The organism is Xanthomonas campestris pv. campestris str. ATCC 33913 (assembly GCF_000007145.1).
Classification (GTDB): Bacteria; Pseudomonadota; Gammaproteobacteria; order Xanthomonadales; family Xanthomonadaceae; genus Xanthomonas; species Xanthomonas campestris.
In genome coordinates, this window is record NC_003902.1 from 1,521,548 (window position 1) to 1,533,268 (window position 11,721).

The window sequence follows — 11,721 nt, forward strand, 5'->3', positions numbered from 1 at the left end:
GCTTATTCACGAGTGCGGCACAGGGTGGTGGGTAGCGTGCACGGCATGTTTTCCGGCACTGCGCCGCTGAAAGCACTCGACTGACGCAACGGCTTTGCCGATAGGAGACATCATGATCAAGTGGGCCATTATTTTCGCCATCATCGGCCTGATTGCCGGTGCATTGGGCTTCGGTGGCATGGCAGGTGCGGCGATGGGAATCGCCAAGTTCCTGTTCTGGGCCGGCATCATCATCGCCATTGTGCTGTTCGTGCTGGGCATGACGATTGCCAAAAAGGTGACCTGATTGCCATCGCCTGCAGTAGCGCTTTCGAGCGCTGCTAGCAGGCGTTAGAGATACAAAAGGAGCGGCAATGCCGCTCCTTTTTTTGTGCGTGCTGTTTTGTGCGCCTTGCAAGCCATCGCCAGGCAAGTGCGCAAACGAGCTCTAGCTTTACTGGAGCCGTACTTCAGCCTGCCGACACGCCGGTGTCTTCTGCTTCGGTATGCAGGGCGATATTGAGCTGGTCGATGGTGACGATCCAGTCGGCATCGTCGATGCGCTCTTCGCGCAGCAGCTGCGCCTGGGCCGGTGTCCAGAACGGTGCTTCTTCCAGTCGCACATCGCCCGGAAGCGGGGAATGTTCGGCGATGAAACGGCGAATGCTGGCTTCGTCGGAGGGCAGGCCGAGCTGTGCAAACAGTTCGGAGAACGGGTGGACGGGTTGTTCCATGGTGGGGTTCCTGTGGGCGGCGAATCGGTGAATGCTAGAGCACCCGGTTTGAGGGCGCTGTGCAGAGCCGGCTTGGATTTTGCGCTGTGCGTGCCCATTTCAGAAACAGACCAACAAGGTGATGCAGACATGGCGACCGGATGGGCGGGTGATGGGGCGGTGCAGGACCAGATCGATGCCACGGTGGACGAGGCGATCCAGCGGGCGCGCAGCCAGCTGCACCAGGGCCCGAGCCTGACGCACTGCGAAGACTGTGATGCACGTATTCCCGAGGCGCGGCGCAACGCTGTGCCGGGTGTGCATCTATGCGTCACCTGCCAGGAGGCGCATGACCATGCGCAAGCCGCGCAAGGCGGCTACAACCGGCGCGGCAGCAAGGACAGCCAGCTGCGCTGACAGGCGCCGCTGTTTAAGGCGAATGGAACCCGCTGGTCTCGCGCCACCGCCGGGTGGTGCGCTGGAAGAACAGGCTGTTGGGCACCTGCAGGACGCTGCCAGCGTGGTCGCCGGTTTCTTCCAGTGTGGTGTAGATCACATTGATGTCGATGACGCGGCCCTTGAGGCCCGGCTTGTCGCCGCCTTCGAGCAATTCGATGTGGTCGTGCAGCCGGAACGGCCGCGTGGTGATGATGAGGAACGTGCAGAAGATGTTGGACAGCACGCTCCACGCAGCGAAGAACGCCACCGCACCCACCGCCGCAAATCCTGTGAACGCCGTCCACAACGTGCCGGCGGAGACGCCAATCACGTGCAGCACCATCAATAGCGCGCTTACCGAAATGATGAAGCCGCCCGTTCGCCGAATGCCAATCATCATTTCGGCCGGCACGCTGTAGCGCGTGCACAGGCGTTTGAGCAGTTGGCGCAAGAGCAGCCGGATCAGGCCCGCGACGGCGAGGATCACGACGATCTTGACGGCGGGCACTGCGACATCCAGCCACTGCGGGTTCCAGTGCGGCAACAGACTACGGATCATCGCGGGAAGGGGGTCGGGTGCAGCCATCAGCTCAAGCGGATACGTGGGGGAGCCTAGTGTAACGGGCTACTCCCTGCGCAATGGGTGCGTGGGCTAAGAGCAGCTATCAAAACTACTGCGCAGCCGCCAGGCGGGCGCGGCCGGTGCTCGGAATCCTCATGTACCCACGTACATTCCGGTTCCTCCGCGCCGTCCGCACCCACCTGACGACTGCTCGCTACGTTTTGTCAGCCGCTCTAAATGCGCGCTCATCTGCGTGTGCTGTGTGGTGCAGTGATCCATGGTCAAACGCGTGAAGCGCTGCGGTCGTGGGCCTGGGATGGCCGCTGCAATCGCTGTCATGCGGCAGGAGTGCCCTTCGTTATGGGTGTCGGGTCTTGGCAGTGCATTACCGTCGCTGTAGATGCATCGCCTGATATTCCCGGAGATCGAACACGGCCTGCCAACTGTCGCGCAGGGTACGCACGGCGCCCCAGTGACTGGGCGACGGCACGTGCACACAGCGCGGTGTCGCAGCGCTGCTTGCGGGCAGCACGCAGGCTTCCACGCGCTGTGGGCTGAGCGATAGGCGTAAGGCGGCCGTGGGCAGCGGGCCAGGGCAGTGGGTCGGGCACAGGCTCAGCAGCAAGCCAACGATGAGGGTCATGCGGATAACGCCAGGGCGGGGCCGCCCAGGACAGCGGCGCGACGCTGTGCAATCGAAGCCTTCGATGCGCCCTGCGCCAGAAAGGTTTAGAACTCCGGTAGAAAAATGGCTGCGTCGGGCGTAGAGCGGTGAACCAACGTAGTGAGCAATCGCCAGGCGGTTGGGGGCGGTGCGGAGGAACTGGCGTGTACGGGCAGATATGCCGATTTCGGGCGTCTGCCGCGCTTGTCTGGCGATTGCGCAGTCGCGTTGATGCCTGCGCTTAAGAGCGGCTAACAAAACTTAGCGAGCAGCCGTCAGGTGGGTGCGGACGGCGCGGAGGAACCGGAGTGTACGTGGGTACATGCCGATTCCGAGCACCGGCCGCGCCCGCCTTGCGGCTGCGCAGTAGTTTGATAGCTGCTCTAAACCTTTTTGCTGCCCGGCGCATCGAACTGGCTATGCTCGATACCACCGTGCCCCCCGATGCCCCCGCTTGCGACAGCCCCGCCGACCGCGACGATGCGGCATTGGCGCGTGCAGCCGCGGCAGGCAGCCGTTCGGCGTACGAGACGATCTACCGCCGCCATGCGCCACGCCTGTATGCGGTGGTGTGGCGGTTGTGCGGCGGCAACGCCGCCCGTGCCGACGATGCCTTGCAGGAGACCTTCATCGCCGCCTGGAAGGCCTTGCCGCAGTTTCGCTTTCAAAGTGCCCTGGGCACCTGGCTGCATCGGCTGGCGGTCAATACCGCCTTGATGGAGCTGCGTCGCCGCGCACATTCGCGCGATCACGAGCTCGACGATGCCGATGGCGAATTGCTCGCGGCAATTCCTGGTGCTTCGTCCTGCCAGGCCACTCAAATGGATCTGGAACGCGCGCTGGAGACCCTGCCGCCACGCGCGCGTGCGGTGCTGGTGCTGCACGACATCGAGGGCTGGAAACATCATGAAATCGCCGAAGAACTGCAGATGGCGGTCGGCAGTTCCAAGGCGCAACTGCATCGCGCACGCGGCCTGTTGCGTGCGCGGTTGGGAGAACCCGTATGACCCAATCCCTTCCTCCATCCGGCACCGACGATGCGGCCTTGGTCGCGCGCCTGCAGGCCTTGCCCACGCAGCGCCAGCCAGCACCGCAGCTGTGGGAAAACATTGCCGCCGCACTGCCGCCGCGCGACACGGTCGCGGCGCTGGCACCACGCCGGCAGCGCCGCGCATGGCAGTGGCCAGCGGCCGGCCTTGCGCTCGCGGCTGCGCTGGGAGTGATCGCCATCGCGCCTGGGCTTAAGCCTCTGCCGACCGCGCCAGCCCATGCAGCTGCGCCGCCAGCGCTGGTGATGCAGGCGCAGGCCCTGGCCGGGCAATACCAGCAGGCCATCGCGGCGGTTCCCGTGGAGCAGGCGCCGGCTGCATTGTTGCCGGCACTGAACGAGCTGGACCGCAGCGCGCAGTCGATCCACACCGCCATCGTGCAGAGCCCGCGCTCTGCGTTTTTGTTGTCGCAGTTGCAGCGCACCTATGCGAAGCGCCTGCAATTGACCCGTCTCGCCGCACAGGGCGAGGCCTACGTCCCCAGCTGAGGAAGCCACCCATGCGCTACGCCACCTTATCCCTGTTGTTGTTGAGCGCCGTCTGCGCACTGCCCGCCGCGGCCCAGACTGCGGTGAAGCAGACCCATCCACTGGCGCGCGGTGGGCGCGTGGAGATTGAAAACATCGCCGGGCAGGTACGCGTGCGTGGCTGGGACCGCGACGAGGTGTCGTTGACCGGCACGCTTGGGCCGGGCCAGCGGCTGGATGTCAATGAAAGTGCCGACCGGCTGCAGTTCGAGGTGATCTATCCGCGCAGCAGCCGTAACGGCAACGGGGCGCAGCTCGAACTGCGGGTGCCGCGCGGCGCGGTGTTGCAGGCAGAGGTGGTCAGCGCCGGTCTGGATGTGGATCAGATCGATCTGGCGCGGCTGCAGCTCAAGTCGGTCAGCGGCGAGGTGGTGGCCGCCGGGCGCGCCAAGGAAGCGCGTCTGGAGTCGGTCAGCGGCGATGTGCGCAGCACCGTGGCCACCACGCGTTTGAACCTGAGCACTGTCAGCGGCGAGATCGCGGCGCCAAGCGGTGCCAGTGGCCAGGTGAGTGCCGAGTCGGTGTCCGGCGATATCAACCTCAGCACCGGGCAGGTGGCGCAGCTGCGTGCGCAGAGCGTATCTGGCACAACCGAGCTCAAGGTGGCAGGCCTGGCGCCGGGCGGCAGTATCGCGGCGGAAAGTGTGAGCGGAGAGATCGCGCTGGGCGTGCCGCGCACGGTATCGGCGGCGTTGAACATAGAGGTCTTCAGCGGCGACATCCGCGCGGTGGCCGGGCGGGTCGAGCGGCCGGAGTACGGCCCAGGCAAGAGCCTGAAAACGACACTGGGCGCGGGCAATGGCGACATCAAACTGGAGTCGCATTCCGGCTCGGTGCGGGTCGATTACGGCAACTGAGGTGTTGCAGATCCGCTGAGGGCAGCTGCCTGTGGCACCGGCAACCTCGCATGACAGTGCAGCACGACGTGCCGCCCCGCAGGGCAGCACGTCGGTCGAACTCAGGCGCTCTTGTCGCCGTCGTTACGGGCGGGGCCGAAGTTGGTGGTGAGCACTTCGATCCGGCCTCCGGTCTTTCGAAACGCGGCGATGTCGGCAGCGATACGCTCACGGCTGAGCGGCTGCGACTTACCTTCGCTGCGAGCGATGCTGGGCTGGGATTTCTGCTTGGTCGCGGGACGTGCCATGTGGCCTCCTGTAGCGGGGAAGTGCAAGGACACCGCGTGCGGCTAGGGTACGCGCGCGGAAGCGGTGTCGAAGAGTGCGATCACGTTCGGTGCGTGGTCACGGCGGCACGGCGGAGCGTGCCTTGCAGGCAAGACGGCGGGGCGTCCGGCAGCAACCGCGCAGTCTAGTCGGGGTGACGTAGAGTTTCGTTAAACGACCGCGGGCTGGGCTTCGCCGGCACCCGCGGTGGCCCAGGCCAAGCCTTGCACCACGCCGAACGATGGGTCGCCATGGACCAGGCGCGAGGCCGGGAACGCCGCTGCCACGGTGTCGCGGATATAGCCGGCGCGCGACATGCCGCCGGTCAGGAACACCGTTTCCGGCGCGGCGCTCAGGTCTGCGTTGACCTGGGCCAACAGGCCTTCCAGTTCACGCAGGTAATTAGAAGCGGCCCCGACCAGGGCGGCCGCGTCGACGTCCACCGTCAGGTCGCGCTCGATGAACCCCAGCACTGCGCTGTGCCGGTCGTGCTCGCTCAACGCAATCTTGCAGGCTTCCACCCCGCGGTACAGGCGTGCGGTATTGCCGGTCTCCTGCAGGGCCTGCAGGCGACGATCGAACGGTGCCGGCACGTCCTGATACTTGTGCAGCCGGAATTCGCGCTGGCGCGTCATGTCCTGCACCATCGCCGCCTCGACGTAGTGGTGCGCCGGGACACGCGTGATGCCACGCCCGAACAACGGCATGTAGGCGGCCAGGCTCAAGGCCAGGTCGATGTCGGTACCGCCGCGCGCAATGCCCCACGCGCGGTGCACCTGTGGGGGCGCGCTGCCGCCCACGCTGGCATGCGCGACATCCGTAGTGCCGCCGCCAATATCCACCACCACCGTGTCGTGCCGGGTGGCATGGCTGACGTGGTAATGCATTGCTGCGGCCGCAGGTTCTTCGAGGAAATCCACCTGGTCGAAGCCGGCGGCGATCGCTGCGGTCTGCAGGATCTCCAGCGCCTGTGCGTTGCCAGCCTCGCCGATGGAGCTGCGGAACTGCACCGGGCGGCCCAGCGTGGCGCTGCGGATGTTGTGATCGAATTGCTGCGAGGCGGTCAGCCGGATGTGTTCCAGCACATGCGTGGCAATGCCGGTAATGGTCTGGCGCGCGCGCGGATGCAGGTTGTAGCCCAGCATCGACTTGGGGCTCTGCACCAGGTTGCCTTCGCCTTCCAGGAAATACGCATCCAGCGCCTCGTCGCCGTAGACCGCGTTCTGCAGCAATGCCGCGGAACTGCGCGGCGCACGTACTTGTTCTTCCATCCATTGCCGGCGCACCACCCGCAGGGCGTCGCGGCGCAGGCTGTCCTGGCTGGGGCTGCGCCCGGCGGCGGCCGCGTCGCGGCGTCCGGCATCGATCAGGCGTTCGAGTTCGTATTCCAGCGCCGGCGTCAGGCTGAAATCGTCCGGGTCACGCATGATTTCCGGGAAATACACGGTGGTGCGGAACTGCAATGCCTCGCCAAAGCGCACCGGGACCACCTTGCCGTCGACGATGGCCGCCGCGGCGGAGTTGCTGGTACCGAAGTCGATGCCGAGTTTCATGCGGGCGCGCCTGTGAGCGGGCCGCGCACTTTACTACGGCTGCCTGCCTGCCGTTGCGGCAGGCCTTACGGCCGGTCTGCGGCCTGCGCTGGCGGGAGCGCCGCGCACCACTGGCGCGCGGCGCAACGCCTCAGGCGGCGATGTCGGTGACGTGGCCCTGGTCGAGTTCTTCGGTGGTGGCCTCGCGCACCGCGGTCACTTCGACGGCGAAATGCAGGGTTTGCCCGGCCAGCGGGTGATTGCCGTCCACGGTGACCTGCTCGGGGCCGACCTCGGTGACAGTGACCATCACCGGCCCCTGCTGGGTGCGCGCTTCGAACTGCGCGCCCGGAACCACGTCCACGTCGCTGGGGAAAGCTTCGCGCGGCACGTGCTGGATCAATTGCGCATGGCGCGGGCCGTAGCCCTGTTCCGGCGCGACATCGGCGGTGAGTGTGTCGCCGGTGCGCTTGCCGTCCAGTGCCTGTTCCAGGCCCGGCACGATGTTGCCGGCGCCGTGCAGATAGCTCAGCGGGGTGTCGGGCGTGGAGCGATCGAGCACCTGGCCGCTGTCGTCGGAGAGGGTGTAGTGAATGGTCGCAACGCGACCCTGGGTGATTTCCATGGGAAACCTCCATTGATTGAGTACAAGGGGAGTGCATCGGTCAGATCACGATGCGAGACGATGGCGCACCACAACGGTAGGCAATCGATACAGCCGATGCAACCGCGACCGCGCGTGCGGGTTACGGCAGGATCAGCTTGGTGCACAAGCGTCTGCGCTACTCGGCCTGCGCGCCGCGCTCGATCTGCGCACGCCGTGCACACCAGGTTTCCGGCGTCTGCGGCTTGACGAACAGGGCGGTGACTTCGGGATGTTTCTGTTTGGCCGCCGCTTCGATGCGGCCGATGCAGGCTTCGATCTGCGGCGTGGTGCGGCTGTCTTCGAATTCGGCGCTGAGCGCTGCAACCACCTGGTTGGGGCCCATCTGCATGGTGAGAACGCCATTGGCCGCGCGCACGTCTGGATCGGCTGCGGCGATGGCCAGCAATGAGTCGGTCACGTGCGCATGCGCGGGTTCGCCAATCAACAGGCCCTTGGTCTCACGTGCGAGCAGAAATGCCGTGAACGCCAGCACGAAGGCGATGCCGATGGAGGCGATGCCATCGAGCTGGGGCATATTGAACAGCTGCGCGCCGGCAACGCCCAGCAGCGCCATGAACAGACCGACCAGCGCGGCGCTGTCTTCCAGCAGCACGGTGAAGGTGCTGGGATCCTTGCTCTGCCGAAACGCCTGGAAATAGCCCATGCGCCCCTTCTTGGCGCGGAATTCGCGAAACGCCACCACCCACGAGATGCCCTCGAACACGATCGACACACCCAGCACGCTATACGCCAGCCAATGGCTGCTGGCCGGTTCGGGATTGCGCAGATGCACGATGCCTTCGTACAGCGAAACGCCGGCACCCATCGCGAACACCAGCAGCGCCACCATGAAACTCCAGAAATACAGCTCACGCCCGTAGCCGAACGGATGCGTGGGCGTGGGCGCACGTGCCGCGCGGCGCAGGCCGTACAGCAACAGCACTTCATTGATGGTGTCCACCAGCGAGTGCACGCCTTCGCTGAGCATGGCCGAGCTGCCGGAGATGCCGGCGGCGATGAATTTGGCCACGGCGATGGCCAGATTGCCTGCCAACGCCACGTAGACGACCAGATGCGAACCACTGGGCTTATTGGACACGGGCAACCTGCGACTACCGGGGGAGGCGACGCACTATCGCGCCGCTGCCGTGGCCGATACGTGATCGCGGCAGGCTGCGGCTACAATCCACGCCCTCTTTGTGTTCGTAAGGAAGCCCATGTCCACCGCGCCCGCCTGTCCGCAATGCAGTCTGGACAACACCTATGCCGATGGCGCGCTGTGGATCTGCGCCGATTGCGGTTTCGAGTGGAGCGCCGCCGAGGCGCCGGCTAACGCGGTGGTCGTGCGCGACAGCAACGGCAATGTGCTCGACGCCGGCGACACCGTCACGGTGATCAAGGACCTCAAGGTCAAGGGCTCGTCGATTCCGCTCAAGCAGGGCACGGTGATCCGCAATATTCGCCTGGTCGAGGACGATGCCGAGCACATCGAAGGCAACTCCGACAAGATCAAGGGCCTGGTGCTGAAGACCTGCTTCCTGCGCAAGGCCTGAGCCGCGATCTAGAGCGCTTGTTGGATCTGGAACGCGTTGTAGGAGCGCGCTTGCGCGCGATGGGGTGTTACCGGTGACGCCCCATCGCGCGCAAGCGCGCTCCGACGTCACCGGGTCTATATCGCGACGTCGGACAATCCGCTCAATCGCGCGGATACACCGCTGCGATGGTGCAGCTCTGGCGCAGGCGGGCGAGCATCCCGCCGCGGCTGGTGGCGAACTCGCCTTGCTGTCCGGAGCCGGCCGCCGCGCCGGCCAGGCTGAGCTCGTCGAGCACGGTCACCTTGTCGCCTGGATTGCCGCAGATGGCATTGATGCCCATGCCGGAAACAAACTGGATGGGCGGCGCGCCGCTGAGCTCACGGCAACTGTCCAGGAGCTCCACACGGTAGTACCGGTGTGTGCCGGGATGGCGCGCGGAGACTTCGACCAGCAGGCCATCGGGGTCCTCCGACCACGAGCGCAGCATGCTGGGATTGAAACAATAGCTGGAAGAACCGGCGAAGTTGCGGCGGCGGCTCTGCCGGACGGTCACCGGATCCAGCGTGGCGGTGCCATCGGTTGCGCGGTAACGCGCGATGCTGGCGTATATCCGTGCATTGATCGGCTCCACCTGGGTAATGGCGCAGCGCTGCGTGCCGGTGCCCACAAACGCGGCCGCGCCGTTGCAGACCCAGCCATGCGCAGCCAGCAACGACGCGCCGGTTTGGTTGGCAATGTCGGGGCAGTCCTCGGCCAGGCGCAGGCGGAACAGGCGGCCTTGCTGGCCGGTCACCGCCAACGTGCGGGCATCGGCCTGCTGTAGTTCGGCCACCTGGCGTGCATCCAGGCAGGACGCGTCGGGCGCAGCCGGGCGCATCTCATCGGCGCGCGATAGCGACGCGGCCGCGTACAACGCGGCACACAACAGGGCGAGCAATCGTTGGCGCATCACGCACATCCTTGGCAATGAAGTGACTGCATCATCACCGCGCTGCGCCGGTGTGGCAATCGCGACTGCAGCGTTGGTTGGGAAGGAGAACGGTGGCGTATTTAGCGGTCTGGAGGCACGGCGAAGCGTGCGTGCGCCGCTGCGCATCCGCTGCCTGACCACCACGTGGGAGCGTGCTGCTTGGCGCATGCGGTGGCGCGCTGTGCAGAGTCAGGTTGGATCGTTCGCGGCGGCCAAGCCGGCGTTGAGCGCGGCGACCGTGGCAGTGATGGCGGCCTTGAGCTGCAGGGTGGCACGCGCAACGACTTAGAGCAGCTATCAAAACGACTGCGCAGCCGCCAGGCGGGCGCGGCCAGTGCTCGGAATCGGCATGTACCCACGTACATTCCGGTTCCTCCGCGCGGTCCGCACCCACCTGACGACTGCTCGCTACGTTTTGTTAGCCGCTCTTACTGAAGTTCCAACCATTCGGTTGGTCGGACGCCACGCCGCTTGCGCGTCATCGGGGCAGTCGATAAGCCGCTGACTGCCGTAGGCGAGGTCACCGCCACGCCGCTCGGTGTGCTCTGCTGCAACTTCGTCGAAGGCGACTGCGTGCGCACCCCGACCGATGTCGCTTCGGTCATGCCGTGCGTCATTCCGGTACGCCGTAGGTCGAGGTATCCCGGCGATTCTCACCGGCCATTGCCGGCGCTAGGGTGCTTCCGGCGGATCCGAATCCAGCACCTGCAGTTTGCCGCCAGTGGTCTCCGGCAGGATGTGTTGATCGGTGGCCACCAGCACCACGCCCGGCGTCAGCAGCGGCAGCAGGTTGGCGAGAAAGGCCGGCGGCACCTGCAGCCGCGCGATGGTGTTCGCATCCAGCGCCTGCCCAGCGGCCGCCGCGCTGCCGGGAATGCCGATGCGCATCCAGTTGGGCATGCGCACGCCGGGCAGCCCAGGCACCTCGCCGGGCAAGAAGCCCTGGCCAACGATGAAGGCCTGCGTGCCCAGGGGCGCGGCATCGGCAGGTGCGTGCAGCACCGCGCGGGCGCGGCCGATTTCCACCCCGTTGCGATACACCGCCAGTTGCTGGTCGCTGCTGCTGACCAGCATCGAGATCGGCCCGGTGGGCGCAAGCTCGGGCTGCCAGGCATAGGTCTGCCCGCTGGGCAGCGGCAACAGCGGGCGCTGTGCACCGGTGGAGGGGTCGATCGGGCTGAGCGCGCGCGGGTGCACCACCGCATCGGCATCCACCCCGGCCTGCGCCACAACTACCACCATGCCCATGTTGGAGTTGTCGAACAGCAGGCGGGCGAACTCGGACGGCAGATGCACGCAGCCATGCGATTCCGGATAGCCGGGCAGTCCGCCGGCATGCAGCGCCACGCCATCCCAGGTGAGCCGCTGCTGGTAGGGCATGGGCGCGGCGTTGTAGATGCTGGAACGGTGGTCCTTGTCTTTTTGCAGGATGGTGAACACGCCGGTAGGCGTCTCGTGCCCAGGCTTGCCGGAGCTGATGGTGGACACGCCGATCAGGATGCCGTTGCGATACGCATAGGCGCGTTGCTCGGTGAGGCTGACGATCACCGCCATCGGCCCCCATCCCTTGCTCACGCCACCCCAGATCCATTCACCGGGCTTGAGCTGGTCCGGCGGGGTTTCGGCAGGGCTGGATTGGCGCGCGCCCCAGAACGGCACCGCAGCTGCCTGGTCGCAGAACAGCAGTGCACACAACAGCAGGGCAGGGAGCAGGCGGCGCATGGGCATTCCCGAAAATCATGTCGCACGATCCTAGCCGGGCTGCGCGTGTGCGTCATGTGCGCGCAGGTTGTGGTGGCGCTGTAGGCGATGCGCTGTTTGTTGCTGATGCCGGTGCGAAGACGACGGTTGAAGGGCGCGGGAGCCAGGTGCGGTCTGCCATGCGCTGTCGGTGTCCACTGTGCGCGTTGCGACGCAGCGTGTGCAGGTTGGGCGTGGCACCG

General features: G+C 65.9%; 15 protein-coding genes and 3 other RNA genes. 8 read left to right on the forward strand and 10 right to left on the reverse strand.

What is annotated here, in order from left to right:
• The first annotated feature begins 112 nt into the window (after window positions 1–112).
• On the forward strand, window positions 113–286 hold the full coding sequence (locus XCC_RS06770; RefSeq protein WP_003489471.1) for a DUF1328 domain-containing protein: 174 nt from the start codon (window positions 113–115) through the stop codon (window positions 284–286).
• A gap of 163 nt (window positions 287–449) precedes the next feature.
• Here XCC_RS06770 and XCC_RS06775 read toward each other — a convergent pair whose 3' ends face one another.
• Entirely contained in the window at window positions 450–713 is a 264-nt protein-coding gene (locus XCC_RS06775; protein WP_011036496.1) for a DUF2789 domain-containing protein, read from the reverse strand.
• Between the two features lie 129 nt (window positions 714–842).
• Here XCC_RS06775 and XCC_RS06780 point away from each other — a divergent pair, with 129 nt between their 5' ends.
• Window positions 843–1,109 carry a DksA/TraR family C4-type zinc finger protein gene (locus XCC_RS06780; RefSeq protein ID WP_011036497.1) on the forward strand — a complete coding sequence of 89 codons (267 nt, stop codon included), beginning with the start codon at window positions 843–845 and terminating at the stop codon, window positions 1,107–1,109.
• Between the two features lie 13 nt (window positions 1,110–1,122).
• On the opposite strand, the gene XCC_RS06785 is transcribed toward XCC_RS06780, so the two are convergent.
• Window positions 1,123–1,716, reverse strand: a complete 594-nt coding sequence (locus XCC_RS06785) for a mechanosensitive ion channel domain-containing protein (protein ID WP_029629005.1) — start codon at window positions 1,714–1,716, stop codon at window positions 1,123–1,125.
• 131 nt (window positions 1,717–1,847) lie between these two features.
• On the opposite strand from XCC_RS06785, the gene XCC_RS06790 reads away from it, so the two are divergent.
• Window positions 1,848–1,922: non-coding RNA, sX9 sRNA (locus XCC_RS06790), on the forward strand.
• Between the two features lie 155 nt (window positions 1,923–2,077).
• Here XCC_RS06790 and XCC_RS06795 read toward each other — a convergent pair.
• Both XCC_RS06795 and XCC_RS06800 read right to left on the reverse strand, forming a co-directional pair.
• Window positions 2,078–2,335, reverse strand: a complete 258-nt coding sequence (locus XCC_RS06795; protein WP_138922052.1) for a hypothetical protein — start codon at window positions 2,333–2,335, stop codon at window positions 2,078–2,080.
• 270 nt (window positions 2,336–2,605) lie between these two features.
• Window positions 2,606–2,680: non-coding RNA, sX9 sRNA (locus tag XCC_RS06800), on the reverse strand.
• 95 nt (window positions 2,681–2,775) lie between these two features.
• Between XCC_RS06800 and XCC_RS06805 the strand changes: the two genes are divergently transcribed.
• Genes XCC_RS06805 through XCC_RS06815 form a run of 3 tightly spaced genes read left to right on the forward strand, consistent with a single transcriptional unit; the run spans window position 2,776 to window position 4,789 of the window.
• The gene (locus XCC_RS06805; RefSeq protein ID WP_011036499.1) at window positions 2,776–3,363 is read left to right on the forward strand and encodes an RNA polymerase sigma factor; all 588 of its coding nucleotides are present in this window, start codon (window positions 2,776–2,778) and stop codon (window positions 3,361–3,363) included.
• Window positions 3,360–3,893, forward strand: coding sequence for a hypothetical protein (locus XCC_RS06810; protein WP_011036500.1), 534 nt, complete (start codon window positions 3,360–3,362; stop codon window positions 3,891–3,893). The genes XCC_RS06805 and XCC_RS06810 overlap by 4 nt, the downstream gene beginning before the upstream one ends.
• 11 nt (window positions 3,894–3,904) lie before the next feature.
• Complete coding sequence (locus XCC_RS06815) at window positions 3,905–4,789, forward strand: DUF4097 family beta strand repeat-containing protein (RefSeq protein WP_011036501.1); 885 nt, start codon at window positions 3,905–3,907, stop codon at window positions 4,787–4,789.
• 101 nt (window positions 4,790–4,890) lie between these two features.
• On the opposite strand, the gene XCC_RS06820 is transcribed toward XCC_RS06815, so the two are convergent.
• The 4 genes from XCC_RS06820 to XCC_RS06835 all read right to left on the reverse strand — a co-directional run bounded on the left by XCC_RS06820 (window position 4,891) and on the right by XCC_RS06835 (window position 8,372).
• Window positions 4,891–5,076, reverse strand: a complete 186-nt coding sequence (locus XCC_RS06820; RefSeq protein ID WP_008578219.1) for a hypothetical protein — start codon at window positions 5,074–5,076, stop codon at window positions 4,891–4,893.
• Window positions 5,077–5,265: 189 nt separating this feature from the next.
• Window positions 5,266–6,648, reverse strand: a complete 1,383-nt coding sequence (locus XCC_RS06825) for an Hsp70 family protein (RefSeq protein WP_011036502.1) — start codon at window positions 6,646–6,648, stop codon at window positions 5,266–5,268.
• A gap of 130 nt (window positions 6,649–6,778) precedes the next feature.
• The gene (locus tag XCC_RS06830) at window positions 6,779–7,252 is read right to left on the reverse strand and encodes an FKBP-type peptidyl-prolyl cis-trans isomerase (RefSeq protein ID WP_011036503.1); all 474 of its coding nucleotides are present in this window, start codon (window positions 7,250–7,252) and stop codon (window positions 6,779–6,781) included.
• A gap of 157 nt (window positions 7,253–7,409) precedes the next feature.
• Entirely contained in the window at window positions 7,410–8,372 is a 963-nt protein-coding gene (locus XCC_RS06835) for a cation diffusion facilitator family transporter (RefSeq protein WP_019237836.1), read from the reverse strand.
• A 118-nt stretch (window positions 8,373–8,490) separates the two neighbouring features.
• Between XCC_RS06835 and XCC_RS06840 the strand changes: the two genes are divergently transcribed.
• Window positions 8,491–8,826, forward strand: a complete 336-nt coding sequence (locus tag XCC_RS06840; RefSeq protein WP_011036505.1) for a zinc ribbon domain-containing protein YjdM — start codon at window positions 8,491–8,493, stop codon at window positions 8,824–8,826.
• Between the two features lie 142 nt (window positions 8,827–8,968).
• Here XCC_RS06840 and XCC_RS06845 read toward each other — a convergent pair whose 3' ends face one another.
• Window positions 8,969–9,766, reverse strand: coding sequence for a DUF6491 family protein (locus tag XCC_RS06845; protein ID WP_019237835.1), 798 nt, complete (start codon window positions 9,764–9,766; stop codon window positions 8,969–8,971).
• Between the two features lie 361 nt (window positions 9,767–10,127).
• On the opposite strand from XCC_RS06845, the gene XCC_RS06850 reads away from it, so the two are divergent.
• Window positions 10,128–10,202, forward strand: a non-coding RNA gene (locus tag XCC_RS06850) — sX9 sRNA.
• A 248-nt stretch (window positions 10,203–10,450) separates the two neighbouring features.
• On the opposite strand, the gene XCC_RS06855 is transcribed toward XCC_RS06850, so the two are convergent.
• On the reverse strand, window positions 10,451–11,506 hold the full coding sequence (locus XCC_RS06855; RefSeq protein WP_011036507.1) for a L,D-transpeptidase: 1,056 nt from the start codon (window positions 11,504–11,506) through the stop codon (window positions 10,451–10,453).
• Window positions 11,507–11,721: the final 215 nt, after the last annotated feature.

What these genes read in the sequence shown, in the direction of transcription:
- XCC_RS06795 (WP_138922052.1), bottom strand. Translation starts at nt 2,335, where the DNA reads ATGACCCTCATCGTTGGCTTGCTGCTGAGCCTGTGCCCGACCCACTGC.
- XCC_RS06785 (WP_029629005.1), bottom strand. Translation starts at nt 1,716, where the DNA reads ATGGCTGCACCCGACCCCCTTCCCGCGATGATCCGTAGTCTGTTGCCG.
- XCC_RS06810 (WP_011036500.1), top strand. Translation starts at nt 3,360, where the DNA reads ATGACCCAATCCCTTCCTCCATCCGGCACCGACGATGCGGCCTTGGTC.
- XCC_RS06840 (WP_011036505.1), top strand. Translation starts at nt 8,491, where the DNA reads ATGTCCACCGCGCCCGCCTGTCCGCAATGCAGTCTGGACAACACCTAT.
- XCC_RS06775 (WP_011036496.1), bottom strand. Translation starts at nt 713, where the DNA reads ATGGAACAACCCGTCCACCCGTTCTCCGAACTGTTTGCACAGCTCGGC.
- XCC_RS06845 (WP_019237835.1), bottom strand. Translation starts at nt 9,766, where the DNA reads ATGTGCGTGATGCGCCAACGATTGCTCGCCCTGTTGTGTGCCGCGTTG.
- XCC_RS06780 (WP_011036497.1), top strand. Translation starts at nt 843, where the DNA reads ATGGCGACCGGATGGGCGGGTGATGGGGCGGTGCAGGACCAGATCGAT.
- XCC_RS06770 (WP_003489471.1), top strand. Translation starts at nt 113, where the DNA reads ATGATCAAGTGGGCCATTATTTTCGCCATCATCGGCCTGATTGCCGGT.
- XCC_RS06820 (WP_008578219.1), bottom strand. Translation starts at nt 5,076, where the DNA reads ATGGCACGTCCCGCGACCAAGCAGAAATCCCAGCCCAGCATCGCTCGC.
- XCC_RS06825 (WP_011036502.1), bottom strand. Translation starts at nt 6,648, where the DNA reads ATGAAACTCGGCATCGACTTCGGTACCAGCAACTCCGCCGCGGCGGCC.
- XCC_RS06815 (WP_011036501.1), top strand. Translation starts at nt 3,905, where the DNA reads ATGCGCTACGCCACCTTATCCCTGTTGTTGTTGAGCGCCGTCTGCGCA.
- XCC_RS06830 (WP_011036503.1), bottom strand. Translation starts at nt 7,252, where the DNA reads ATGGAAATCACCCAGGGTCGCGTTGCGACCATTCACTACACCCTCTCC.
- XCC_RS06805 (WP_011036499.1), top strand. Translation starts at nt 2,776, where the DNA reads ATGCTCGATACCACCGTGCCCCCCGATGCCCCCGCTTGCGACAGCCCC.
- XCC_RS06855 (WP_011036507.1), bottom strand. Translation starts at nt 11,506, where the DNA reads ATGCCCATGCGCCGCCTGCTCCCTGCCCTGCTGTTGTGTGCACTGCTG.